Origin of the sequence: Micromonospora sp. DT233, assembly GCF_049841815.1 — a bacterium.
In the GTDB taxonomy this organism is placed as follows: domain Bacteria; phylum Actinomycetota; class Actinomycetes; order Mycobacteriales; family Micromonosporaceae; genus Micromonospora.
The window spans coordinates 1-23,158 of sequence record NZ_JBNCLB010000002.1; the positions used below are offsets into that span (position 1 = coordinate 1).

Genomic DNA, 23,158 nt, shown 5'->3' on the forward strand with positions numbered 1-23,158 from the left:
GCGGTGGCTGCTCCATGACCACGGACAAAACCACACCGCCACAGCAGGTCAGAACGGATCTCCTGCTGGAGTATTAGGACGTCAAACGTCGGCCAAAGTCGATCATCAACGACTATCGGTACCCGAACATAGAACCAGCTCAGAGCCTTGATCACGGCCCTGAGCTGGTGGGCGGCGGACGAGTCAACCTGTACGCCGGATTATCAATGCCCTACCCGCACGACCAGGGACGAAACCTGACGACAGCCAAGGTGGGCCGTCGCCAGGCCGTCGGAGGAGTCGTAGACTCAACTGGCGCATGAGGCCCTACCGCTGTGGCAACACTAGGCACTATGGCCAGCGGAAATGCCGCAGGGTCCTTTAACCAACAGGGGCGCACCGTCCCTCATTGTCATTCTGGTCCCTGTGAGTCAAACAAGGTCCCAGTGGGGAATATGTTTTCGAACATTGGGTCAATAGGTTGCTGCTGATAAGCGCCAGGAAGTAGTCGCCCAAGCCCTCGCCCAAGCCCTCTTTCAGGTTCCGCCTTCAGGTCAGCCAGCTTCCTACCGTAGGCGGCAAGCATTTCGGCGCGTTCAACTGCAAACTTCGTAAAGTCATCGCCGAACAGGCTTGGGGGAAGGAGAGCGGAGTCCATTACCCCGGTCACATCAGCTGGCATTTTCGATCGGTACACCGAAGGTGCCTTATCACTTATATCACGATTCTCGGCCCTGGAAATAATGGCAAAGTTCGCCAACGCATTAACCCTGCCATTCCAACTATTATCCTGAGGGTTCAACTTCGCAAGAAAGGCCCGCGGATAACAATGATGATACTCGCGCCTATTCGGCTCCGAAAGAACATCATCTAGCGAAACTGGCTCACCGGAGATAAAGGACTTAGGAACACGGGAAGCTAGAAGTAGGACGAAAGTCTTGGTCGCAACATTCCTTATGGAAAAGTTATTCCTCAGGAAAAAGGACGCCTTAAGCGAGGACGTAATGTCAGCTAGGCTTGATTCCTCACCCTTGCGCAAGTTGATCGCTTCTTCAATGTCACGCTTGATGTTGCGCTGGGGATTTCCACTGTATCGATGTGAGAAACAGCTACGCCAAAACCACTTCACAAGCTCCTGACGCTCACCGTCCGTTAGAGGATCGGATTGGCGCACAGAGAAGAATGCCGAGAGAGGAACCAACAAGCTAGGATAAGGCAAAAGCTTCAGGTGGCGAACGTGAAAATTCTGCCGGACAAAATCGATACTCCGACGAATAGCCCTCTCCACCACGCCGAAATCCTGGCGTACCACTCCGCCGTTCACGGACACGAGTGCTGTTGGTGAGGGGTCGCCAGTCAAGACCGCAGCCGTGCAGCGCATCATCAGATCGCTGTCATCCCCTACGTCCTCGAAGCCAAAATCCTCAAATTCTTCTGAGAGCTGAGCAAAGCGCTCTTGAAGATTAAAATCATCGCTCCAAGTCCAGGCCGTCAGAAGTTGATATGTATCGAGCGGCGTCCCCATACGATTAACCCGCTCGAAGACTATGGCGACCGTAGCCCGATCCTCTGTTTCAAAGGTCTGAACGGGCAACAATAAACTCAAGAATCTCTGCTGAACCGTAACTATTTCCCTATGCCGACTTTCGTCAAGCTCGCGGGTTTTTAGGGAGAATTCAACCGGTTCAAAAAAGGTGGACAACGGAAAATATCGTTGAGGGCTGGCCTGCTCAGGTGGCAACGCCGCAAAGCGGGAATCTTGAGCATCCTCAACCGCATCGAAATCGTAGTAAATTGGCAGCCAGACTTCCGGGTCGTGGACGGCAGAATCAATTCGCCGTTGAAATGTGGTGAAAATGGAAGTAAGTCGCTGCTGGCCATCCAATACGTAATCCACCGGGTAGTCTTTATCGGGAGGAGGCAGCTCGAAAGTTCCGAGCCTATTTTCCACCTTCAGGCGCTCGGTAGTACGCCACAGCAGGATTGATCCGATGGGGAATTGTTTATAAATGGAATCCATTAACAGCGCCGACGCTTTGGGCTCCCATACGAATTTCCGCTGAAAGCCAGGTATCCGGATCGTTCCATCAACTAGCCGGTCGATTGCCGACAAGATGCTCAGGTGTTCACTCACCCAAGCCACCATACTGGACAGTCGCGGCCGGGAACAGTCGTCGAACCGGCAGAGCGGATAGCTCGCTGCAGGCGTACGTCATCGACGCCGAGCCCGAAGATTCGCCCTGTCGCATCCCGCAGCCAGCGCCTAGTGCCTCGTCATGCAGCCTTGAACGGGTAATCCGGGTGGCGGATCTTGGATCCGGTGGCGAATGACGTCTTGGGTTTCGCGTGGTGGTTGTGCCAGCGGATGTAGGCGCCGATGGCGGCGTCCTGCTCTGTGTGGGTGCGGTGGTCGGTGCCGTTAAGGGCGAAGTACCACACGGCGGCGAACTCGGCTTCGATCCAGTTCAGCCATGACGCGTAGGTGGGCAGGAACACCAGGTCGACGGGGTTGGTCGCGCACCAGGCGCGGACCTCGGGGTACTTGTGCGGGGAGAAGTTGTCGCAGATGAGGTAGAGGCGCTGGTCGGGCCAGCGGGCGCGCAGCACCTTGAGGAAGCTGAGGAACTCCCGCGACCGTTTGCGGTCGCGGATGCGGATGCGGTAGTGCAGCTTCCCGGTGGTCAGGTCCAGGGCGGCGATCATGTGCCGCACGCCTTGGTCGCGCGTGTAGGTGGCGCGTAGTCGCACTGGTTGTCGGACAGGTCGCCAGGCGCGGCCGGGGCGGGGTTGCAGGTTCAGCGGCCCGAACTCGTCGACGCACAGGACCCGCCCGTCTGCGGGCGGGTGGTCGTAGAGGTCCAGGATCCGGCGCATCTTGGTCGTGAAGTCGGGGTCGGTGCTGGCCTTCCACGTCTTGGTGGCCTGCCACGACACCCCACGCTCGTGCAGGACCCGCCGCACCGTTTCGACGCTGATCGTCGTGACGTAGCCGGCGGCGATGAGGTAGTCGCGCAGCTTGGTCAGGGACCAGCAGGAGAAGGGTTTGCCGAGGAACCGGGGGTCGCACCGGGCGATGACGCAGATCCTCCTCGCGGGTCTGCTCATCGATCCGTCTCGGTGCGCCCCCGCTCCATCATGGGTCCAGCGCGTCGAACCCCCGTTCGTTGAACGCGTGGATCACGTCGCGGACGTAGTCCTCGGTCACCTTCAGCAGGTGCGCGATGTCCGGGGCCGGCTGGCCCTGGGCGGACATCAGCACCACGATCGCCCGCCGTAGCTTCACCGGGTCCTTCGCCGTCCTGGTGATCCGCTGCAACCGCTGACCCTCGGCCATCGACACCTGCCGCACGAACACCTCTGGCCGCCTACCCACCGGCCACCACCTCCCACACGAGTGCTGGGAGACAGCTTGCCCGACACGTCCTCAGAACAGATGGATTACACGATCAACGTTCAAAGACGAGGCACTAGTCGCTTACTCTTTACCCATGACTAGGTCCAAATGGTTCCAGCTCTCCGACCAACTGTGGACTACGTAGTCGACGAGCCGACCCCGTCCACGCACGGCAGGGAGGCGCAGACGCGCATCGGCCGCAATGGCGTCTCGCCCCCAAAACAGCGCCCGACGACCAGGGGCAGCCCGGGCAATGCCGTTGCCCGCCGAAACGTTTTTACAGAAGGAAGGACTACGGATTATGCGGTCAGGCAGTAGAACGGCCGAGGCTGGACATTTTTGACCAATAGCTAAAAAAACCTGACTAATGAGCTATACCCCCGGAGATGACGCTTCCCTCTCAACTGCTCCCACCCCATCTGGCACCTCCCCTGCCGGTCGCGGATCCGTCTGTGCATCCATCAGCATCCCGTAATATGACAGAATCACGAGCCTCAGGCACAGCCACCACGCATAGACTGCACTGACGCTCCACGACTGAGGGTCATTCAGCAAGCCATGGGCCAGATCATTGCGGAGGTTTGGGCCGATCTGTTCACATAAAAGAGCACGCAGCTCTAGGTTCAGGTCGGGCCCCAACAATTTAGAGGACTCCGACATATCAAGCAAGGCATTGAGCCCTTTTTCACTCTCAGAGCCATCCTCGTTGACAAAAAGAGTGAAAATTCCGTGGTCCTTCATGTGTCTGCGAACCATCTGCTCGATCTGTGGAACGAGCAGCGAGATAGCTGATGGAAAGTCGCCAGCAAGCCCGTGCGACAATCCACGCGCCCACAATCCACCGTGCATCGGGGGGACCACCGGAGATTCGTGACAGATGTTTGCGAGGAACCGGGCATCAAAGCGGTGTTCGAGCATCACAATCTCAAGGGCAGGGTAGATGAGCGCCTTGACCTTGAGATCAATACCAAGAGCGAACGACCTGACCACCTCAGCAAAAAGTGCCGTATCAGAAGGCTCATCCACACCGAGCCCTGGGCGGGACGCGACCTTACGTCCGTCAGCGCTAAAAGTCGAGCTTCCAAACAGGCGTGACAGGCTCCCGCGCGAGCGCTCTCGTTCGTCTTCTATTGCCTGCTTAGCATCGATCAGCGGCGCAATTCCAGAAAGGGCCACAAGTGCTTCTAAACGTCCCTTTCCTGACACCCGCTTACGCGCACCGTCTACGTAACGAGTGATATCGATCGGATCAGACTCGACGCGCATCATCTCCTCAAGAGAGATTTCTCGGGTATCAGCGAGTCGGTTACGTAAATAATGAATTCGCTGATCAAGATCGCGCGTGGTACGATATTTACGAGGGAGGCCACGTAGAGCTGTTATCGCCTTTTCGATGAACGTGCCTACGACGAGTGCCCCCCTGCCCTCCGCCAGTCGCTCCTCTGCCTCGTTGACGTAAGCCTGAGATATGCGTTCGATGCATTCGTTAGCGAGATCTACTTCACCGGCCCGCGAGAACCAAGTAGCGGCGTGGCGCTCATACGCGCGCCCGAGCCGATAGTTCCCCGCAACGGAAGAGGCGAGCGCTACGAAATGGTCGGCCAAACCCTGAGCCCGCTCCCGATTTGGAAACTTGGCGACGCCGAGCAGATCCGAAATTTCAGTCAGCATGAAGCCTGCAGAGCCATCATTGGCTAGCAGGAATTCAACCAACCTTGCCCCCATGTCCTCCACCACTTGGCGGCCGCCCTTGCCCCGGCGCAGCGACAGCTCAAGCCCTCGTCGCCAACCATCACGGCCCGAATTGAGCCAAGCTTCGCGCTCTAAAGGCACGGCGATATAGCCGTCCACCGCAGCAGCGAGTAGACCTATATTGGCCCGATTACCATAGGACCAAGCGATGTCAGCGACCCTTGCCCTCAGGGCCGGCTCCACAATAAGGGGTACAAGTCGCGCCAGCAGCTCCAGATCCACCTCGCTCAGGTCTTCCGGAACAAACGACCGGCGATTCCCAATTTCGATGGCAGGCGTGTACGGCTCTGCCCAGTTATCAGGAACCAGCATGGGGGATGCTGCCTTCGTTAGGACATCCAACACCCGCGTCCTGAGATTTTGCTCTCCTAACTCCATCTGCGCTTCCGCCCTCAGCCGGGCAAGGTCAATCGACAGCGTCTCTGGGAAATCATGTCCCCGCGAGCGGCCGTTCCCATGCACTAGAGCGGGAGCCCACCACGATGGGTCGATTGACTCCTCAGCTCCTGCCACCCCAGATGTGCCCGTCACCTGTGATTCCTCCATACTCCTCGCCAGCACCCACCCTCACACAGCATGCGAGATCACGATCATTCCGCAACAGCGGCTATGCCCGCATCTCGTTTCCTCTCCCGCCTTGTGGGTCCTCGCATGCCCGCCCGCCAACGGTAACGATCGTGTCAACCACCTAGCGGTATGTGAGCGTCGGTCATCTTTCGTCAAGAGACAAAAAGAGGGTGAGCTTGTGATCCGTCAGTTGATGTGCGACGCGGTTCCGCCAGGACATACCTGGCTCCCTCCCGCACGCCGCCCGCCGTCAACGAGGACCAGACCGCCGCCGAGCCCCAGAAGCCACCGCAAACGCGTCCACCTGACCGAGGAGTCAAGGAATCTTGGGCCGTCTCTGGGCCGTCAAACGCCACCCAACGATGATCAAGGCCAACCAACAGCACCAGACATAGAACCAGCTCAGTGCCTTGATCGAGGCTCTGAGCTGGTGGGCGACGGACGAGTCGACCTGTACGCCGGATTCTGTGCCCGGCGCGTACCCCTCGCGGGGTCCGCGCCAGCGGCGGCCATCCATCTAGGCCTGCCGTCGCCGGCAGGCTCGTGCGGCCTACCCGCAGACATCGGGCGGGCAGCCCTCAAGCGTCTGCGCTGGGTCACCATCTCGCGATGGCGGCCCATTTTGGCCTTGCTCCGGGTGGGGTTTACCGAGCCATCCCGGTCACCCGGGATGCTGGTGGGCTCTTACCCCACCGTTTCACCCTTACCGTCCCCGTGAGGTCGGCGGTCTGTTTTCTGTGGCACTGTCCCGCGGGTCGCCCCGGGTTGCCGTTAGCAACCACCCTGCCCTGTGGAGTCCGGACGTTCCTCGGCGACGGGCCGAAGCCCGCCGACGCGACCGCCCGGTCGACTCGTCCGTCGCGCCCTCATCCTAACGACGCCAAGTCCCACGCTATTGCGCCCCCTGGCCTCCACGGCAACATGATCGACTTCATGTACGGCATGTTGTGGCTACGAATGGCGAGGAACGGACGTTGTGCCGTACATGGAGTTGATCATGAGAGCGGGCGGAGGGCGCGCGGTGGGGCGTACTAGCCTCGGGGCCCATGGATGTCTCCGACGTCGTGTTGCTGGTGGTCGCCGGGCTCGCCGCGGGCACGGTGAACGCGGTGGCCGGGGGCGGCTCGCTGATCACCTTTCCGGCGCTGATCGCCGTCGGGCTCCCGCCGGTGGCGGCGAACGTCACGAACTCGGTGTCGGTCTTCCCCGGGTACGTGGCCAGCGTGGCGGGCAGCCGCGCGGATCTGCCGCGCGGGCGGTCGCTGTGGTTGCTGCTGCCCACCGCGGTCGTCGGGACCGCCGTCGGGTGCGTGCTGCTGCTGGCCACCCCGGCGCGGGCGTTCGAGCTGGTGGTGCCGTTCCTGGTGCTCGGGGCCACCGCCGTGCTCGCCTTCCAGGATCCGCTGCGCCGCCTGGTCGGGCACCCGGCCGAGTTGGGCGCGCGCCGTCGTACCGTCACGGTGCAGGCCATGGTCGCGCTCGGCACGGTGTACGGGGGCTACTTCGGCGCGGCGCTCGGGGTGATGCTGGTGGCCGGGCTGGCCCTGGTGCTGGACGCGACGCTGGCCCGGGTGTCGGCGGTGAAGAACCTGCTCTCGGCGGTGGTCGGGCTGACCACGCTGGTCGTGTTCGCGCTCTTCGGCCCGCTGAACTGGGCCGCCGTCGCGGTGGTCGCCCCGGCGACGCTGGTCGGCGGGTACGCGGGCGCGCGGCTGGCCCGCCGGCTGCCGCCGGTGGTGCTGAAGACGTTGATCGTGGTCTTCGGCACGGTGATCGGCTGCTACCTGCTGTGGCGGGCGCTGCGCTGACCTGGCATACCGCTCCGCCCCCGAACCCGATAGCTGTATCATACAGCTATGAGTGACGACCGCGTTACCGAGCCGGACGGTCCGGAGTCCGCCCTCGGCCGGATCGAGACCGAGGTGGCGCTGCTGATGCGCCTCGGCGAGGGGACCCGGCGGGCCACCGGCACCGCCGAGCACCGGGTGCTGGACCGCGCGGCGTACGTCATCCTGCGCCACCTGGCCGCCGCCGGCCCGCAGAACGTCTCGGCGCTGGCCGCCCGGCTCAACCTGGACGGCTCCACGGTCACCCGGCAGGTCTCCGCGATGCAGCGGGACGGGCTGATCAACCGCGCCCCCGACCCGAGCGACGGCCGGGGGACCGTCATCTCCCCCAGCCCGGCCGGCCTGCAGCGGATGGCCGCCGTCCGGGCGGCCCGCACCCGGCTCTACGGCGGCATCCTCGGCGACTGGACCCCCGAGGACCGGGAAACCCTGGCCGACATGCTCGCCCGCCTGAACCACGCCCTGGAGGACCACCCCCGCCGCTGACGCACCCACACGCGGGCGGCGCGTGAGGGCCCCCGCAGGGGCCCTCACGCGTACGGTCAGGCGACCGGTTCCGCGGTGGCGTCGGCGCCCCGGGAGGTGCCGGGGGTGACGCGCGGGTCGCCCTCGTCGGCGAAGTAGTCGTCCGGGGTGGTGCCGTCGACGCCCTCGTTCACCTTCGCGGCCCGCAGCACCAGGGTGACCAGCGCGGCGACGAGCAGGTTCGCCAGCACCGCGACGATGCCCACGTAGATCGTCTTGGTGGTGTCGAAGCCGAACTCGCTCAGCGGGAACGCCGAGCCGCCGAAGTGCTTCTTGCCGTTGGCCGGGTTGCCGATCTGGTAGAGCATCCACATGCCCAGCCCCATGCCCGCGGCCCAGCCGGCGACCAGGCCGGCCCGGTGGAACCAGCGGGTGTAGAGGCCCAGGGCGACCGCCGGCAGCGTCTGGAGGATGATCACGCCACCGATGAGCTGGAGGTCGATGGAGAACTGCGGGTCGAGGAAGACGATGCAGGCCACCGCGCCGACCTTCACCACCAGCGAGGTGATCTTCGAGACGTTCGCCTCCTGCTTCGGGGTGGCGTCCCGCTTCAGGTACTCCTTGTAGACGTTGCGGGTGAACAGATTCGCCGCCGCGATCGACATGATCGCCGCCGGCACCAGCGCGCCGATGCCGATGGCCGCGTACGCGACCCCGGCGAACCAGTTCGGGAACTGCTGGTCGAAGAGCACCGGGACGACGGTGTTCACGTCCGCGGTGCCGGCCTTCGCGCCGGGCAGCGGCTTCACCCCGGCTGCGATGGCCATGAGGCCGAGCAGCGCGATCAGGCCCAGCAGCAGGCTGTACGCCGGCAGCGCCGACATGTTCCGCTTGATCACGTCACGGTTCTTGCTGGCCAGCACGCCGGTGATGCTGTGCGGGTAGAGGAAGAGCGCCAGCGCCGAACCGAGCGCCAGGGTGGCGTACTGGAGCTGGTTGTTGGCGGTGAGCAGGATGCCGTCGTTCGGGTTGGGTGTCGCGGCGAACTTGGCCTCGGCGGCGTCGAAGATGCTGCCCCAGCCGCCCAGCTTCGTGGGCAGCCAGATCACGGCCACCAGGATCACGATGTAGATCAACGAGTCCTTGACGAACGCGATCAGCGCCGGGGCGCGCAGCCCCGACTGGTACGTGTACGCGGCCAGGATCGCGAACGCGATGATGATCGGCAGGTGCCGGGCCACCGCGTTGTCGCCGGTCACCCCCATCGTCTTGAGCACCGCCTCGATGCCCACGAGCTGCAACGCGATGTACGGCATGGTGGCGACGATGCCGGTGATCGCGATGATCAGCGCCAGCACCGGCGAGTCGAAGCGGCTGCGGACGAAGTCGGCCGGGGTGACGAAACCGTGCCGGTGCGAGACCGACCAGAGCCGGCAGAGCACCAGGAACACCAGCGGGTAGATGATGATGGTGTAGGGCACGGCGTAGAAGCCCAACGCCCCCGCGCTGAACATCAGCGCCGGCACCGCCACGAAGGTGTACGCGGTGTAGAGGTCACCGCCGACGAGGAACCAGGTGATCCAGCCGCCGAAGCTGCGCCCGCCGAGCCCCCACTCGTCGAGGTGGGCCATGTCCTTCGGCGCGCGCCACCGGGCGGCCACGAAGCCCATGACGCTGACCAGCAGGAACAGCGCCGAGAAGACGATGATCTCGGTAAGGTGGTCGCGCCACATCACTGCACCACCTTCGTTCGCGACTGCGGGGCGCGCAGGCCCGACTCACTCCTCGCGCTCACCGGTCACCCCGCTTCTTGGTCATCTGGTAGACCAGCGTGGTGGTGGCCACGCCGACCAGGATGTAGGCCAGTTGCAGCCAGTAGAAGCGCGGGAATCCGAGCACGCGCGGCGCGTCGGCGTTGAAGAACGCCGGGATCAGCGGCAGCACGATCGGGACAAACAACAACCAGTTCCAGGGGCTGTGGTCCTTCGCCCTGGACGACGCCGTCGCGGGCGCCTCCGGTTCGGGTGCAGCCATCCAACACACCTCCGGGATCTGACATCTCGTCACGGGACTGCCGGAGGTTACGGCCCTGTGACGCCCCCCTCACGGTCCACATGCGACGTTGCGCCGAACGGCCCTCCGCCTGCGCCCAACGGCACACCCCGGGCCGCGCCCAACGGCACAGCACGGCCTACGCCCAACGGCACAGCACGGCCTACGCCCAACGGCACAGCACGGCCTACGCCCAACGGCACAGCACGGCCTACGCCCAACGGCACGGCACGGGGGCACGGCGGTGGGGCGACCGCCGGAGGTCGGCGGCGGGGGCGCCGGGTCAGAGCGCGCTCAGGTGGGCGGTGTCGTTGACCGAGCGGACCGCCACGCCGCCGTCGGGCCAGCGGTCCAGCACGGAGATGCCGGCCGGGTCGAGGTAGAGCCGGTGCAGCAACGCGTCGTCGGCGGCGAGGGCGTCGCGCAGCACCAGCTTGATCGGCGAGACGTGCGTGACGACCACCACGGTCTCCCCGGGGTACGCCCCGAGCAGCGCCTCCGTGGCCCGGCCCACCCGCGCGGCGACCTCGGCGAACGACTCCCCGTCGGGCGGGGCGACCCGGGTCGAGGCGAGCCAGGCGTCCAGCTCCCCCGGCCAGTCGGCCCGCACCTCGGCGAAGGTGCGCCCCTCCCACGCGCCGAAGTCGCACTCGATCAGGTCGTCGACGGTGCGCACCGGCACGTCGCCGATGGCCCTGGCGATCAGCCGGGCGGTCCCCGTACACCGGGACAGCGGTGAGCTGACCACGGCGGCGACGGTCGGGGCGAGGGCGGCCACCCGGGCGGCCGTGGCCCGTGCCTGGGCCCGGCCCCGCGCGGAGAGCGGCACGTCGCCGCGGCCGGAGTAGCGGCGTTGCGCGGTGAACTCGGTCTCGCCGTGCCGGACCAGGATCAGCCGGGTGGCGGCCTCGGCGGGCCGGGGCTCCCAGGAGGCGGGGGTGGTGGCCGGGTCGGAGCCGGCCCCCCGGGTGGCGGCGCGCGCCGGGGCGTCGCCCGACGACGCGGGGCGGGCCGGAGTGTCGGCCGACGGCGGGGCGGCGCGGGCCGGCTCGGGGGACGGCGGTGGCGCGATCACCTCGCGGGGTGGCTTGCCGGCAGCGGCGTCCATGGCGGCGTTGGCGAGGGCGTCGGCGTGCTTGTTGCGCTCCCGGGGGATCCACTGGAAGCGCACCGCCGCGAACCGGCCGACCAGGGCCGCCGCCTGCGCGGCCAGCGGACGCAGGCCGGGATGCTTGATCTGCCAGCGGCCGCACATCTGCTCGACCACCAGCTTGGAGTCCATCCGGGCGTCGACCTCGGCCGCGCCCAGCTCGGCGGCGGCCTCCAGGCCGGCGATCAGCCCCCGGTACTCGGCGACGTTGTTGGTCGCCGTGCCGATCGCTGCGGAGCGCTCGAGGAGCACCTCGCCGCTGGCCGGGTCCCGGACCACCGCGCCGTAGCCGGCGGGGCCGGGGTTGCCCCGGGACCCGCCGTCGGCCTCGATGACGACCGCGCGCACCGCCATCGGGCCTACAGCCCCGACTCGTTGGTGCGGACCATGATCCGGCGGCACTCCTCGCAGCGGACCACCTCGTCCGGCGCCGCCTTGCGGATGCGGGCCATGTCCGCGCCGGAGAGCTCCAGCCGGCAGCCGCCGCACCGGGCGCCGGTCAGCAGCGCCGCGCCCAGGCCGGTGTCGGCGCGGATCTTGTCGTAGAGGGTGACCAGCTCGGCCGGGAGGTCACCGGCGAGGGGCTGGCGGGCGGTCCGCTTGAACTCCTCCTCCTTGGCGATCTCGGCGAGGGCGTCGTCGCGGCGGCGCTCGGCCGCCGTACGCCGCTCGCGGGCGTCGGCCGCGCGCCGCTCGACGCCGTCGAGGACGGCCTGGGCGGTCTCCCGCTGCTCCATCAGCTCCAGCTCGGCGTCCTCCAGGTCGCTCTGCCGGCGGTTGAGCGAGACCAGCTCGTGCTGGAGCGCCTCCAGCTCGCGGGCCGGGCCGGAGCCGGAGGCCAGCCGGGCCTCGTCCTTGCTCTTGCGGGCCCGGACCTGCTCGACGTCCTTCTCCAGCCGGGCGATGTCCCGGTCCAGGTCGTCGACGGCGACCTGGGCGCGGACCCGCTCGTCCTCCAGCGCGGAGAGCTCCCGGGCCACGGCCTCCAGCTCGGCCCGCTCGGGCAGGGAGCGGCGGCGGTGGGCGAGCTGGGCGAGGGTGGTGTCGATCGCCTGAAGGTCGAGCAGGCGGCGTTGGACCTTGGGGTCAGCCTTCACGGTCGGGGCTCCTTGTCGTCCGCGGCGAGGCGGGGTCGGGGTCGGCGGTGGGCGCCGGGGCGGGGTCGGCAGGTGCCGGGCCGGGGTGGGGCGCGGGGGCGTGCAGCGTCCACGGGTCGGTGTCCAGGTCGGAGACCGTGGTCTCGACGCCCAGCGCGGCCCGCAGCTCGGCGGCCAGGGCGTCCAGCCAGGGTCGTTCGGTCGCCCAGTGTGCGGCGTCGAGCAGGGCGGGGCCGCCGGCGGCGAGGTGCTCGCCGGCCGGATGGTGGCGCAGGTCGGCGGTGAGGTAGGCGTCGACGCCGGCGGCGGTCGCCGCGCCGAGGAAGCCGTCGCCGGAACCGCCGCTGACCGCAAGGGTACGCACCAGCAGGTCGGGGTCGCCGGCGGCGCGGACGCCCCAGGCGGTGGCGGGCAGCACGGCGGCGGCGTGCCGGGTCAGCTCGGCGAGGGTCATCGGTCGGGGCAGCTCGCCGATCCGGCCGATGCCCCGCCCCGCGCCGGCCGCCGGGGCGTTCGCCGCCGGGGGTTGCAGGGGGCGCAGCCCGGTCAGCCCGAAGCGGGCCGCCAGGGCGTCGGAGACGCCGGGGTCGGCCACGTCGGCGTTGGTGTGCGCCACGTAGAGCGCCACGTCCGCCTTGATCAGCCGGTGGACGATCCGCCCCTTGTACGTCGTCGCGGCGACCGAGGAGACCCCGCGCAGCAGCAGCGGATGGTGGGCGACGATCATGTCCGCCCCGGCGGCGAGGGCCTCGGCGACCGTCTCGGGCACCACGTCGACCACGCAGGCCACCCGGCGCACCGGGGCGGTGGGCTCGCCGAGCACCAGCCCGACCCGGTCCCACTCCTCGGCCCAGGCGGGCGGGTAGCGGCGCTCCAGCGTCGCCACCACGTCGGCCACCGTCGGCGGGGTCGCTGTTGTGCTCACGGCGGGCCACTCTACCGGCGCGGCCGGTACGGTCGGGGCTCGGCCGTTGGGAGGGGCCCCCGGCGCAACGGAATCCGTCAACAAGGGGCCCCTGCTTCTGTCGTCAGGCGGCGGGGGTGACCGGTTGGCGCCGGTCGCGGAGCGCGGCCAGGCCGGCGCCCCAGGGGAAGGCGTGCAGGTGCCGCTCGCCGGTGCCGGGCGGGTGCAGCGGCACCACATGGTCGCCGAAGATCACGTCGACCCCCCATGCGGCGAGTCGGGCGAGGCTGTCCCGGAAGGCCGGGTGCCCGGCCATCGTGACGTTGGTGAACGGCACCGCCACGATCGGCACGCCCCGGCACTGCGCCTCGACCAGCAGGCCGAGGGCGAGAGTGTCGGTGATCCCGGCCGCCCACTTGTTGACCGTGTTCACCGTGGCCGGGCAGACGATCATCGCGTCGGCCGGTGGCAGCACGTCCGGGTCGCCCGGGTTCTTGTAGCGGCTGCGGACCGGGTGGCCGGTCTGGCGGGCCAGGGCCGGCCGGTCGACGAACTTCGCGCCGTCCGGCGTGGTGATCACGCAGACCTCCCAGTCGTCCTGCTGGGCCAGCTCGACCAGGCGGCCGACGTGACCCGCCAGGGGCGACCCGCAGGCCACGACGTGCAGCACCCCGCGCCGGTTGCTCTCCTCGCGGTGCGGGCCGCTCGGGCCGATCCCCACCGCGCTCATACTCCGACTCCCATGTGCTCAGCCAACTCCGCAATCGGCGCGGGAGGCGCACCCCGTGTGCGACGCAGGACGTCCGACATCACCTCGTGGGCGATCGGGCGGCAGCGGATCTCCGAGGGCGCGAGCCGGTCGCCGCGCAGCAGCATCTCCCCGGCGTTGGGCACGTCGCCGATCTGGGCCATCGCCCGCGCGATGTCGAGCAGGTGGTGGGCCCGGCGCTCGGGCATCAGGGCGTCGAAGGCGGGCGCGATGATGCGCTGGTGGTGCACCTCCACCGCCCGCCCGCCGTCGCCCAGCTCCACGGCGGCGGCGGCCCGGTGCAGCTCGACGTTGGTCGGGCCGAAGGAGGTCCAGTAGTGGTTCTGGTCGCCGTCGAGCAGGAGGGCCACCTCCTCCGCGCCGTTGATCAGGTCGTCGACGGTGGCGGGGTCGCCCAGCCGAGCGGCGGCCATCGCGCCCTGCAACAGCAGCATCCCGTAGACGGAGAGGCGCTCGGGGGTGTGGTCGTTGAGGCCGCCGGGCGCCAGCCGGTTGGCGATGTTGACGTTGAGCTCGAGCGCGGGGCGGAACCGGCCCATGGCGACCATGGCGTTGCAGACCCGGGTGGTGGCGATCCCGGCCAGCAGCGGGTCGTCGGCCCGCTGGGCGACCCCCATCGACCGGTCGGCGGCCAGCCAGGCCAGGTCGCCCTCGCCCAGCTTGCGCAGCACCGAGGAGGCGATCTGGTACACCTGGGCGAGCAGGTGGGCGGCCTCCCGGGCCTGGTCGCCGCCGTGGCCGGCGTCGGCCGCCTGGGCGTCGCGCAGCAGCTTCGGCAGCGCCCGGGTGAGCATCCCGTAGCGGCCGTACTGGTAGGTGAGCCAGGCGTGGTTGACCGCCTTGCGCAGGTTCGCCAGCGGCGGCGGGAACGGGGCCGCGTCGAAGTAGGCGCTCATCGAGTCGTACCGCTCCAGGGCGGCCCGGATCTCCTGGATCTCGACCTGGTCGATGCAGTTCAGCGCGTCGGTACGCCGTTCCGGGTCCTTGCCGAGCAGCAGTTGCACGTCGATCTGGAGGATGGCGGCGATCTCGTAGAGGACGGAGAACTTGTCCAGCCGGCGCACCCCGCGCTCGACCTTGTCCACCCAGCTCTTGGACTTTCCGAGCCGGTCGGCGAAGACCTGTTGGGACATCTTGCGTCGGCCGCGCCAGTACGCCACCCGCCGGCCTATGGGTAACTCGTCCATCTCCCCATCCCTCCCCTGCGCCGGGTCCTCCTCGGATCCGGCACCGACCGCGCGGGCGTGGCCGCCGTCCGTTCTGTGCGGCTATTGGGTGGTCGCACAGCCTGTACGTTTTTGATGCGAAAGGTCCATTTAGCTTGGTGCAAGTTGCATGGAGCCGCGCTGGTGCAAATTGCATCAAGCCTCGGTCGAGTCAACGACAGCGGGGACAGGGCGGTAACGGCGCACAGGTGACCCGGCAGCTACCGCCGCCGGGCGAGGGGAGTTCGTACGCATGTGGAGGAACGTCGGGCCGCGGGTCGCGCAGCTCTCACCGCTGGAACGCGTCCGGCTGCGGTCGGTCGCCGTCCGCTACGCGATGCACGGCTGGGGAGTGACGCCCGGCGCCTTTCTGGCCCGCAGCCGCTTCGTGTGCGGCCGGGCGGGCTGTCCCACCGTAGGCTGCCACCCCGCCCTGGCGGAATGGGACCGGGCGGCCAGTACGGACCCGGCGCGGGTGGCGACCTGGTGGCGCAGCCGCCCGCACGGGGTGCTGCTGCCCACCGGCCGGGCGTTCGACGTGCTGGAGGTGCCGACCAGCCTCGGACGCGACGTCCTCGACGCGGTGCGGACCCACCCGGCCGGGGTCGGGGTCCGCGGCCCGGTGCTGGTCACGCCGACCGGTCGGTGGATGTTCCTGGTCCGCCCCGGCGATCCGCTGCGCCCCGAGCTGGAGCACTGCTTCGACGTGGTCCGCCACGGCGTCGGCTCCTGGATTCCGGCGCCGCCGACCCGGCTGCCGGAGGGCACGGTCCGCTGGGCGGTGGCCCCGGAACAGGCCTGCTGGCGGCTGCCCGACTCCTACCTGGTGCAGAACGTGCTGATCGACACGCTGCGGGCCACCGGCGTGACGCTCGCCCCCGAGATGTACTCCGGACGCCTGCCGCTGCCCCGGCGCGCCCGGTGACCCGGCGCGACGATCCCGCCGGGTCGGGCCGGGTCAGGCGGTGGTGTCGGTGAGCCGACGGGGGCCGGGCAGCGTCCCGGCGGCCCGGGAGGTCGTTGATGCGGACGAGGGGGCGACCACGCCCCGAGCGGAGGTGGGATGTCCAGCAGGGATGACGCGGCACGCCGACCCGACGGCGCGGAACCACCACCGGAGCACCGGCACGGCCACCGCTGGCCGCCCACCCGCCCGGTCGGCTCCCGCCCCGGCCGCCCCCGGCCCCCGGGCGCCCACCCGGCCGGCTCCCGCCGACCCGCCCGCTGACCAACGCGCGCGAGCGGGCCCGGGCCGCCACCCGGGCGCGGCCCACGTCCGCTGTCAGTCGATGAGCGGAAGTGCGTCAGTCGACGAGCGGAAGTGCGTCAGTCGACGAGCGGGAGTGCGGTGGAGTGCAGGCAGCGCCCGTCGTCGGTGACCACCGCGTGCAGGTGGCCGGGGAGGCGGTCGAGCCAGCCGATGCCGGCGGTCCCCATCGCCACCGCCGCCGTGGCGTACGCGTCGGCGACCCCGAGGTCCGGGCCGACCACGGTGACCGAGCGCAGGCCGGTGGCCGGGGCGCCCCGGCGCGGGTCGAGCACGTGCGCCCCGCGCTCGTAGACGCCGGAGGTCGCCACGGCCAGGTCGGTGCCGGCCAGCACCAGGCAGGTCGACATCGGCTCCCACGGGTGCCGCACGCCCACCCGCCAGGGCCGGCCGCCGGCCGAGAGCCCGCGCACGCGCACGTCCCCGCCGGCGTTCAGGCAGTGGTTCGCCGCACCCGAGGCCAGCAGCCGGTCCGAGGCGACCTGCGCCGCCCAACCCTTCACGTAACCGGACGGGTCCAGCCGCCCGGTGGCGTACGCGTCGAAGAAGCCGTCCGTGTCGCCCCACAGCTCCGCGCAGCGCTCCAGGACCGCCCGCAGCGCCGCCGACGCCTCCGACAGCAGCACCTCACCCCGGTCGAAGCGGCACACCTCGCTGTCGGCCCGGTAGGTACTGAACCGGGCGTCGACCTCGCGCAGCCAGTCGAAGACGTCGTCGGCCAGGGCGTCGAGCCGGGCCGCCGGAAGATCGTCGGCGAGGTCGAGGCTGATCGCCGTACCCATGATCTGCTCGACCCGGCGCAGGCCCGGGCGGGTCGCCGACGCGGCCACCTCAGCGCGCCTTGTCGATCGCCGCCTGCAACGACTGCCGGTACGACCCGCTGGTGGAGGTCGCCCCGGAGACGGTGTCCAGGTCGGCGCTCTGCCGCTGCACCACCTGCCCGGAGGTGCCGCTGTAGCGGCCGTCGACCTCCTCGTTGCGCCGCTGCGACTGGGCGAACTTCTGCGGCAGCTCCAACGCGACCGCCCGGACGATCCGGTCGCCGGTCAGGACGATCTGCACCTGCACGTTGCCGTACTCGTTGGTGACCACCGGGCCGGTCACGGTCCGGGTGGTCGACTTCGGCGGCGCGGCGGTGGTGGGGCGCGGGGCGGAGGTGGGCCGCTTCGGGGCGGTGGTGGTCCGCGCGCCCGGGGTGCGCCCGGCGCTGGCCTTGGGCTTCGGGGTGGCGCTGGTCTTGGCGGCCGAGCGCGACGGGGTGGGCCCGCCGGCCGACCGCTGCGGCGTCGGCCCGGAGGCCGCGACCGAGGGCCGGACGGCGGGCAGTTCCTGGGCGACCTGGGTGGCCTGCGGGGAGCCCTTGAGCACCACCAGGGCGGTGGTGCCGGCCGCGAGGCCGGTGATCGCGAGCAACGCGCGACGCATGGGTGGCCTTCCTTACAGCTCGAAGGTGACGAGCCTTTACAGCTCGAAGGTGGCGAGGTGGATCTGGCGGTTCGGCACGCCGGCGGTGCGCAGCGCCCGGACGCAGTGCCCGACCAGGCCGGGCGGGCCGCAGAGGTAGACGTCCCGGCGGGCCACGTCGGGCACCAGCCGGCGCAGCCCCTCGGCGCTGAGCACCTGCCGGGGGCCGGCGTCGTCGCGGGAGCCGATGACGTACCAGACGTCCGCGCCGCGCTCCTGGGCCAGCCAGTCCAGCTCCTCGTGCAGGAGCACGTCGTCGGGGGTGCGGGCGCGGTAGATCAGCGCCGCGCCGGGCGGCAGCTCCTCCAGCATGGCCCGCAGCGGGGTGATGCCGCTGCCGCCGGCGATCAGCAGGGCCCGCTCGCGGGTGCGGTGGGCGGCGGTGAAGGTGCCCGAGGGGCCCTCCGCCCAGACCCGGGTGCCCGGCGTCAGGTCCCGCAGGCCGGCGGTGTGCCCGCCGACGACCTTGACGGTCAGCCGCAGCCAGCGGCCGTTGGCGGCGGCGGAGACCGAGAACGGGTGCGACTGCCACCAGCGGCCGGCGGCGAGGAACCGCCACCGGAAGAACTGCCCGCCGAGCAGGTCGAGCTGCCCCAGCCGCTCGCCGGTCAGGTAGACCGAGACGGTGTCCGGGCTCTCGGCGACCACATCGGCCACCCGCAGCCGGTGGCGCAGGTTGAACCGCAGCGGGGCGACCACCCGGCCCCAGAGCACGGCGGCGGCCACCAGCGCGTACCCGGCGATCCAGCCGGTGCGCACCGGGCCGGGATGGAAGAGCTGGGTGCCGTTGCTGAACTGGTGGCTGAAGCCGAGCGCCAGCACCAGGTAGCTGGCGCGGTGCAGGTGGTGCCAGAGCTCGTAGGGCAGCGCCCGGCGGATCGCCCGGACGCTGGTCAGGCCGACCAGCACCAGGATCCCGGCGGCGGAGAACGCCGCCACCATGTCGTCGTAGTCGCGCAGCAGCTCACCGGCCTGACCGAGCACGGAGCGCCGGCCGGTGGCGGCGTAGCCGACCACGATCAGCGACAGGTGGGCCAGCACGGCGACCAGCAGGGTCGCGCCCACGTCGCGGTGCCAGCGGGAGAGCCGCTCGCCGGCCAGCCGCCCGAGGACGCCCAGCCGGCTCATCATCAGCACCTGCACCAGCAGCAGGTAGCCGGCGACCAGGCCGACGATCCGGCCGGCGGAGGTCACCGCCGCCCCGGTGGAGTCCAGCGAGTTGGCCGGGGTGTCCAGCCACCAGGGCAGCACCGCGGCCAGCAGGCCCGCCCAGAACAAGGCGGTCAGCGCCCGCCGGCCGCCGGGTCCGCGCCGGGGCACCGGCGGCGGGGGTACGGGAGCAGGCGACCGGCCGCCGTGCCGGGACGAGGTCCCGGTGCGGCGGCCGGCGGCGTGGGTGTGCTGGTACGTCACGCGTACAGCTTCATCGGCATGAACTTCTGCCGGGGGAAGATCTTGTCGACCTGGGCGGTGGTCAGCCCGAACCGCCCTTGGGCGACGGAGCCGTAGACGTTGAACATGTTGTTGTACTCCGGCACGTCGCCGGAGTCCAGGTCGTCCAGGCCGTCCCACTTGCCGAGCACCGAGCCGGCGAGCTTACGACCGGAGAGGATGGTGACCACGTTGCCGTGGCCGTGGTCGGTGCCGCCGCCGTTGGAGCCGACCCGGCGGCCGAACTCGCTGGACACCATGATCGTCACGTCGTCGGCCCGGTCGCCCAGGTCGGTGAAGAAGGCGGCCATCGCGCTGGCCAGCTCGCCGAGGCGCCGGTGCAGCTGACCGCCGGCGCGGGTGCCCTGGTTCTCGTGGGTGTCGTAGCCGCCCATGCCGACGGTGGCCACCCGCACGTTCGCCCCGCCCTTGATGAGCTGGGCGAGCTGCTGGAACGAGTAACCGACGCCCTCGTACTTCACGCCCTCGGCCGGCTGGTACGGCTTCGCCGCCAGCTTCTGCGCGGTGGTCAGCGCGCCGAGCCCGTCGTGCACCGCCTCGCTGACCGGGTGGTTGATGCCGGTGAAGAGGCCCCGGATCGCCTTCTCGGTGGCGGCCCGGTACTTCTCGTCGCCGTTGAGCCGCAGCGAGCCGACGCTGTTCATGGAGAGCGCGCCGTTGTTGCCGACCAGCGACCGGGGCAGGGTGCTGCCGATGCCGACGCTGCGGAACGCGGTGCCCTTGCCGAGGTTGTCGACGAGGCTGTCCAGCCAGCCCCGGCCGCCGGTCTCGCTGGGCAGGCCACCCAGGTTGCAGGCGTCCGCGGCCTGGAAGTGGCTGCGGGAGAGCCGCTCGTCGGAGGTCGCCGGGACGAAGCCGAGCTGACCGGCCTTGAGCCACTTCTCCAGCGGCTTGAACGCGCTGGTCAGCTTGAAGCCGCGGCCCAGGGCCAGGGAGTCGTCGCCGAGCAGCAGGTCGGGGCGGGCCTTGGCCAGCACCGGGTCGTCGGCCGGGGCGACCAGGCTCAGCCCGTCCAGCCCGCCGTAGAGGAAGACGTGGATCAGGGTGCCGGTCTTGGTCGCGGCGAACGACGCGGAGGTGGTGACGAACTGGGCGGTGGCCAGCGCGGTCGCGGTGGCGGCGGCCCCGGCGACGAACGTGCGCCGGGTGACGCCCCGGCCGTCCTGCTGGGCCTCCTCCAGGTGCTCCAACCGGCGGTAGCGGTCGGCCTCGGCGGCGTTCTCGGCGGCGACGATGTCGGCCTCCGCCCGCAGCAGCGCCTCGGCCGGGTTGTCGGCCAGCCGCCGCAGGTCGGGGCATTCGGGGTGCAGGGGGAACGAGTGCACAGTCTTCTCCATCGGATGCCTCACCGGAGGTGGTGCTGGGGGGACGCGAGGATCGCCCGCGCGACGGCGGCGACGGCCCCGTTGAAGGTGGCGTCGACCCGGGTGCCGGCCGAGACGCCGGCCACGTCGAGGATCAGCTCCCGCTCCCGGGAGCTGAGCTTCTGGTGCACCAGGCGCTTGGCCATCGCGTCCACGTACGCCCCGGCGGTCGTCGGCGGCTTGGCCACCAGCTTCTCCGGCTTGGTGAACGTGAACTGGGTGCGGTAGCCGGCCAGCAGCTCGCCGGCCTCGTTCCAGCCGTTGACCATGGTGCCGGCGGAGGTCCAGGCGACGTAGACGTCCGGGTAGCCGTCCGGGGTGGGCTGACCCATCGGGTACTGGCCCAGCGCGCGCATCTTGTCCTGGATCTGGCGCAGCCCCTGGGCGAAGGCGGTGCGCCGGCTGTCGCCCTGCTTGAAGCCGGGGGCGGCCTGCGGGGCGACGTCGAGGGTGCGGTACGTGGCGACCAGGTACTCCATCGGGCGGCGCACCTTCTGCCCGACCGACGCCCAGAACTCCGAGGAGCTGAAGAGCGTCATCAGCATCGGCTTGATCATGCCCTTGTTCGCCGCGTACGTCTTGGCCAGCCGGTCCACCAGGGACTTCGGCGGGGTGTCCGAGACGAAGCGGGTCGCCAGGCTCTGCGCGACGTACTTCGCCGTCGACTGGTGCAGCGCGATGTAGGCGATGTACGAGTCGATGGCCGCGTCGGCCTTCTTCGGGTCCTCGGAGTTGTTCGGGTGGCTGAAGCCGAGGACCTTCACCTTGCCCAGGTAGTGCCGCTCGGGGCGGAAGACGTACTTGCCGTCGTTGACGCCGCGCCCGGTCTGCAGCAGGGCGGCCTGCCGCACGTCCTTCTCGGTGTAGCCGCCGTCGACGCCGACCGAGTACAGCTCCAGGTTCTCCCGGGCCAGGTTCTCGTTGACCGCGTCGGCGCGGGAGTCGTTCTGGCTCAGGTAGAGCAGCAGCGCCGGGTGCTTGTTCGCGGCGACCAGCATCTCCGGGTAGCTGCCCAGCGCGTGCTTGCGCACCACGTCGGCGTCGAACGACGCCCGGTACGCCTCGCCGCCGTCGAAGTCGGCGGCGACGTGCAGGAAGTCGTTCCAGAAGTCGACCATCACCTCGAAGAGCTGCCGCTCCGACCAGATCTGCCGGGCGATGGTGGCGTCGACGATCTCGCGCTCCGGCTGCGCGCCCCGCTCGTTGAGCGCCTCGCGCTGCTCGCGCAGCTGCTTGGGGCTGAGCTTGAGGGTGGGCAGGTCGCCCAGCTTCAGCTCCGCCGCGCTCGGGGCGATCTTCTCGGGCTCCAACTGCTGGCGGATCCAGGCGTCGATGCCGAGCCGCTTGATGTCGGCCAGCAGCTTCGGGGTGGCCCCGAAGGTGGCCCGGCTGGCCAGGTGCCGGATCGGGTCCTTGGCCAGGACGGTCTTCACCGTCACCTCGGTGGCCGCGGCGGCGGCGGCCGGGCCCGAGAAGGTACGCCCACCGGTGGGGCTGTTCTTCTTCAGCGCCGTCCCGGCGCGGGAGCCCATGTAGCTCTCGTTCTGCTCGGTGTAGGTGCGCACCGTGCTCGGCTGCTGGCCGCTGGGGCGGGCGGGGGTGCCGTCGGTGACCGTGGTGCCCGTGGCGTCGCCGACGGGCGCGTCGCCGCCGAAGAGGTCGCGCACCTTCGGGGTCATCGCCAGGGCGGCGCCGCCGGCGACCACGGCGGCGGTGCCGCCGAGGGCCACGAGGGCCCGCCGCCGGCCCACCCGGCGGCCCGGGTCGCCGTCGTCGTCCAGGTTGGGCAACCCGTAGCCGGGCGTGGCGGTCTGGGCCGGCCGGCCCAGACCCTCCGGGCCCACCCACTGCGGGCCGCTGCGGGCCGGCGGGGCGCCGGCGGTGGCGTACCCGGGGGCGGGCTGCCCGCCGGGGTACGGGTGGTGCCCGGTCGGGCCGTTCGGGGCGGACGGGTCGTGGTCGCGGTGACCGTCCGGGGTGAGGTGCTGTCGTCCGTCCCAGCCGCGGTCGTCCCGCGGGCTGCGCGGTGGCACATTCTGGTCGGCCATGTACCAATCCCGTTTTCGTCGAGCGCCGGCACGGCTAACGCCCGGGGGTGGGGCGGGTGCGGCGACTACTGCCTGAGAAGTTGCTACGGGAACGTATCCGGGGGGTGGTGGACCGACAAGGTGCCCGGATTCGGCCATCGAGGGCACTTAAGACAGGGCTCAACGGGCCACCCGCCGCGAGGCATTGTGGCCGGTGCCGGCCTCGGCGTCCCCAGCAGGGCGAATCCGTCTCGCATCCACCCGAACACCGGTTCTCGCCCGGCCCGCGCGCCACTCGGCGCACCACCGGGCACAGGAAAACTTAAGGCGGGGATAAGGCCCCGCTCAGCCGGCCCGAACCCGCCTCCGCGCGCGGCCAGGGCGGCCCGGCCGCCGGGTCACC

19 protein-coding genes and 1 other RNA gene are annotated in these 23,158 nt (G+C 69.6%); 3 read left to right on the forward strand and 17 right to left on the reverse strand.

The window, feature by feature from the left end; all coding sequences use genetic code 11:
- Positions 1–391 precede the first annotated feature (391 nt).
- The 5 genes from ACLQ2V_RS04130 to rnpB form a co-directional block, all read right to left on the reverse strand.
- Complete coding sequence (locus ACLQ2V_RS04130; RefSeq protein ID WP_425717012.1) at positions 392–2,113, reverse strand: GmrSD restriction endonuclease domain-containing protein; 1,722 nt, start codon at positions 2,111–2,113, stop codon at positions 392–394.
- A gap of 140 nt (positions 2,114–2,253) precedes the next feature.
- On the reverse strand, positions 2,254–3,084 hold the full coding sequence (locus ACLQ2V_RS04135) for an IS630 family transposase (RefSeq protein ID WP_425717013.1): 831 nt from the start codon (positions 3,082–3,084) through the stop codon (positions 2,254–2,256).
- A gap of 28 nt (positions 3,085–3,112) precedes the next feature.
- A complete protein-coding gene (locus tag ACLQ2V_RS04140) occupies positions 3,113–3,352 on the reverse strand; it encodes a helix-turn-helix domain-containing protein (RefSeq protein ID WP_425717014.1) in 240 nt (79 codons plus the stop codon).
- A 393-nt stretch (positions 3,353–3,745) separates the two neighbouring features.
- Positions 3,746–5,503 (reverse strand): DUF4209 domain-containing protein, encoded by a 1,758-nt coding sequence (locus ACLQ2V_RS04145; RefSeq protein ID WP_425717015.1) that lies wholly within the window; start codon positions 5,501–5,503, stop codon positions 3,746–3,748.
- Positions 5,504–6,130: 627 nt separating this feature from the next.
- Positions 6,131–6,546, reverse strand: an RNA gene (gene rnpB / locus ACLQ2V_RS04150) — RNase P RNA component class A.
- Between the two features lie 192 nt (positions 6,547–6,738).
- Here rnpB and ACLQ2V_RS04155 point away from each other — a divergent pair.
- Positions 6,739–7,500, forward strand: a complete 762-nt coding sequence (locus ACLQ2V_RS04155) for a sulfite exporter TauE/SafE family protein (protein ID WP_425717016.1) — start codon at positions 6,739–6,741, stop codon at positions 7,498–7,500.
- Between the two features lie 48 nt (positions 7,501–7,548).
- Complete coding sequence (locus tag ACLQ2V_RS04160) at positions 7,549–8,025, forward strand: MarR family winged helix-turn-helix transcriptional regulator (RefSeq protein WP_425717017.1); 477 nt, start codon at positions 7,549–7,551, stop codon at positions 8,023–8,025.
- 56 nt (positions 8,026–8,081) lie between these two features.
- On the opposite strand, the gene mctP is transcribed toward ACLQ2V_RS04160, so the two are convergent.
- From mctP to ACLQ2V_RS04195, 7 genes are all read right to left on the reverse strand, one after another.
- On the reverse strand, positions 8,082–9,737 hold the full coding sequence (gene mctP, locus ACLQ2V_RS04165; protein ID WP_425717018.1) for a monocarboxylate uptake permease MctP: 1,656 nt from the start codon (positions 9,735–9,737) through the stop codon (positions 8,082–8,084).
- Positions 9,738–9,795: 58 nt separating this feature from the next.
- Positions 9,796–10,038 carry a DUF3311 domain-containing protein gene (locus ACLQ2V_RS04170; RefSeq protein ID WP_425717019.1) on the reverse strand — a complete coding sequence of 81 codons (243 nt, stop codon included), beginning with the start codon at positions 10,036–10,038 and terminating at the stop codon, positions 9,796–9,798.
- 301 nt (positions 10,039–10,339) lie between these two features.
- Entirely contained in the window at positions 10,340–11,560 is a 1,221-nt protein-coding gene (locus ACLQ2V_RS04175; RefSeq protein ID WP_425717020.1) for a bifunctional RNase H/acid phosphatase, read from the reverse strand.
- Positions 11,561–11,565: 5 nt separating this feature from the next.
- Positions 11,566–12,303 carry a zinc ribbon domain-containing protein gene (locus tag ACLQ2V_RS04180; protein WP_425717021.1) on the reverse strand — a complete coding sequence of 246 codons (738 nt, stop codon included), beginning with the start codon at positions 12,301–12,303 and terminating at the stop codon, positions 11,566–11,568.
- The gene (locus tag ACLQ2V_RS04185) at positions 12,293–13,228 is read right to left on the reverse strand and encodes a Nif3-like dinuclear metal center hexameric protein (protein WP_425717022.1); all 936 of its coding nucleotides are present in this window, start codon (positions 13,226–13,228) and stop codon (positions 12,293–12,295) included. The genes ACLQ2V_RS04180 and ACLQ2V_RS04185 overlap by 11 nt, the downstream gene beginning before the upstream one ends.
- 103 nt (positions 13,229–13,331) lie before the next feature.
- On the reverse strand, positions 13,332–13,937 hold the full coding sequence (locus tag ACLQ2V_RS04190; RefSeq protein ID WP_425717023.1) for a flavoprotein: 606 nt from the start codon (positions 13,935–13,937) through the stop codon (positions 13,332–13,334).
- A complete protein-coding gene (locus tag ACLQ2V_RS04195; protein WP_425717024.1) occupies positions 13,934–15,163 on the reverse strand; it encodes a helix-turn-helix domain-containing protein in 1,230 nt (409 codons plus the stop codon). The genes ACLQ2V_RS04190 and ACLQ2V_RS04195 overlap by 4 nt, the downstream gene beginning before the upstream one ends.
- Positions 15,164–15,434: 271 nt before the next feature.
- Between ACLQ2V_RS04195 and ACLQ2V_RS04200 the strand changes: the two genes are divergently transcribed.
- Complete coding sequence (locus ACLQ2V_RS04200) at positions 15,435–16,106, forward strand: bifunctional DNA primase/polymerase (RefSeq protein ID WP_425717025.1); 672 nt, start codon at positions 15,435–15,437, stop codon at positions 16,104–16,106.
- 401 nt (positions 16,107–16,507) lie between these two features.
- On the opposite strand, the gene ACLQ2V_RS04205 is transcribed toward ACLQ2V_RS04200, so the two are convergent.
- From ACLQ2V_RS04205 to ACLQ2V_RS04225, 5 genes are read right to left on the reverse strand one after another with little or no spacing between them, the layout of a single operon-like run.
- Positions 16,508–17,230, reverse strand: coding sequence for an FAD:protein FMN transferase (locus ACLQ2V_RS04205; RefSeq protein WP_425717718.1), 723 nt, complete (start codon positions 17,228–17,230; stop codon positions 16,508–16,510).
- Between the two features lie 49 nt (positions 17,231–17,279).
- Entirely contained in the window at positions 17,280–17,873 is a 594-nt protein-coding gene (locus tag ACLQ2V_RS04210) for an FMN-binding protein (protein ID WP_425717026.1), read from the reverse strand.
- A 36-nt stretch (positions 17,874–17,909) separates the two neighbouring features.
- The gene (locus ACLQ2V_RS04215; protein WP_425717027.1) at positions 17,910–19,325 is read right to left on the reverse strand and encodes a ferredoxin reductase family protein; all 1,416 of its coding nucleotides are present in this window, start codon (positions 19,323–19,325) and stop codon (positions 17,910–17,912) included.
- Complete coding sequence (locus tag ACLQ2V_RS04220) at positions 19,322–20,701, reverse strand: DUF1501 domain-containing protein (RefSeq protein WP_425717028.1); 1,380 nt, start codon at positions 20,699–20,701, stop codon at positions 19,322–19,324. Before ACLQ2V_RS04220 ends, ACLQ2V_RS04215 begins: the two co-directional genes overlap by 4 nt.
- An 8-nt stretch (positions 20,702–20,709) precedes the next feature.
- Positions 20,710–22,776: a DUF1800 domain-containing protein gene (locus tag ACLQ2V_RS04225; protein ID WP_425717029.1), complete on the reverse strand. Its 2,067-nt coding sequence runs from the start codon at positions 22,774–22,776 to the stop codon at positions 20,710–20,712.
- Positions 22,777–23,158 lie beyond the last annotated feature (382 nt).

Excerpts from the sequence above, each read along its gene's own strand:
- ACLQ2V_RS04135 (WP_425717013.1), bottom strand. The coding sequence starts at position 3,084 with ATGAGCAGACCCGCGAGGAGGATCTGCGTCATCGCCCGGTGCGACCCC.
- ACLQ2V_RS04145 (WP_425717015.1), bottom strand. The coding sequence starts at position 5,503 with ATGGAGTTAGGAGAGCAAAATCTCAGGACGCGGGTGTTGGATGTCCTA.
- ACLQ2V_RS04155 (WP_425717016.1), top strand. The coding sequence starts at position 6,739 with ATGGATGTCTCCGACGTCGTGTTGCTGGTGGTCGCCGGGCTCGCCGCG.
- ACLQ2V_RS04160 (WP_425717017.1), top strand. The coding sequence starts at position 7,549 with ATGAGTGACGACCGCGTTACCGAGCCGGACGGTCCGGAGTCCGCCCTC.
- mctP (WP_425717018.1), bottom strand. The coding sequence starts at position 9,737 with ATGTGGCGCGACCACCTTACCGAGATCATCGTCTTCTCGGCGCTGTTC.
- ACLQ2V_RS04170 (WP_425717019.1), bottom strand. The coding sequence starts at position 10,038 with ATGGCTGCACCCGAACCGGAGGCGCCCGCGACGGCGTCGTCCAGGGCG.
- ACLQ2V_RS04175 (WP_425717020.1), bottom strand. The coding sequence starts at position 11,560 with ATGGCGGTGCGCGCGGTCGTCATCGAGGCCGACGGCGGGTCCCGGGGC.
- ACLQ2V_RS04190 (WP_425717023.1), bottom strand. The coding sequence starts at position 13,937 with ATGAGCGCGGTGGGGATCGGCCCGAGCGGCCCGCACCGCGAGGAGAGC.
- ACLQ2V_RS04195 (WP_425717024.1), bottom strand. The coding sequence starts at position 15,163 with ATGGACGAGTTACCCATAGGCCGGCGGGTGGCGTACTGGCGCGGCCGA.
- ACLQ2V_RS04200 (WP_425717025.1), top strand. The coding sequence starts at position 15,435 with ATGTGGAGGAACGTCGGGCCGCGGGTCGCGCAGCTCTCACCGCTGGAA.
- ACLQ2V_RS04205 (WP_425717718.1), bottom strand. The coding sequence starts at position 17,230 with ATGGGTACGGCGATCAGCCTCGACCTCGCCGACGATCTTCCGGCGGCC.
- ACLQ2V_RS04210 (WP_425717026.1), bottom strand. The coding sequence starts at position 17,873 with ATGCGTCGCGCGTTGCTCGCGATCACCGGCCTCGCGGCCGGCACCACC.
- ACLQ2V_RS04220 (WP_425717028.1), bottom strand. The coding sequence starts at position 20,701 with ATGGAGAAGACTGTGCACTCGTTCCCCCTGCACCCCGAATGCCCCGAC.
- ACLQ2V_RS04225 (WP_425717029.1), bottom strand. The coding sequence starts at position 22,776 with ATGGCCGACCAGAATGTGCCACCGCGCAGCCCGCGGGACGACCGCGGC.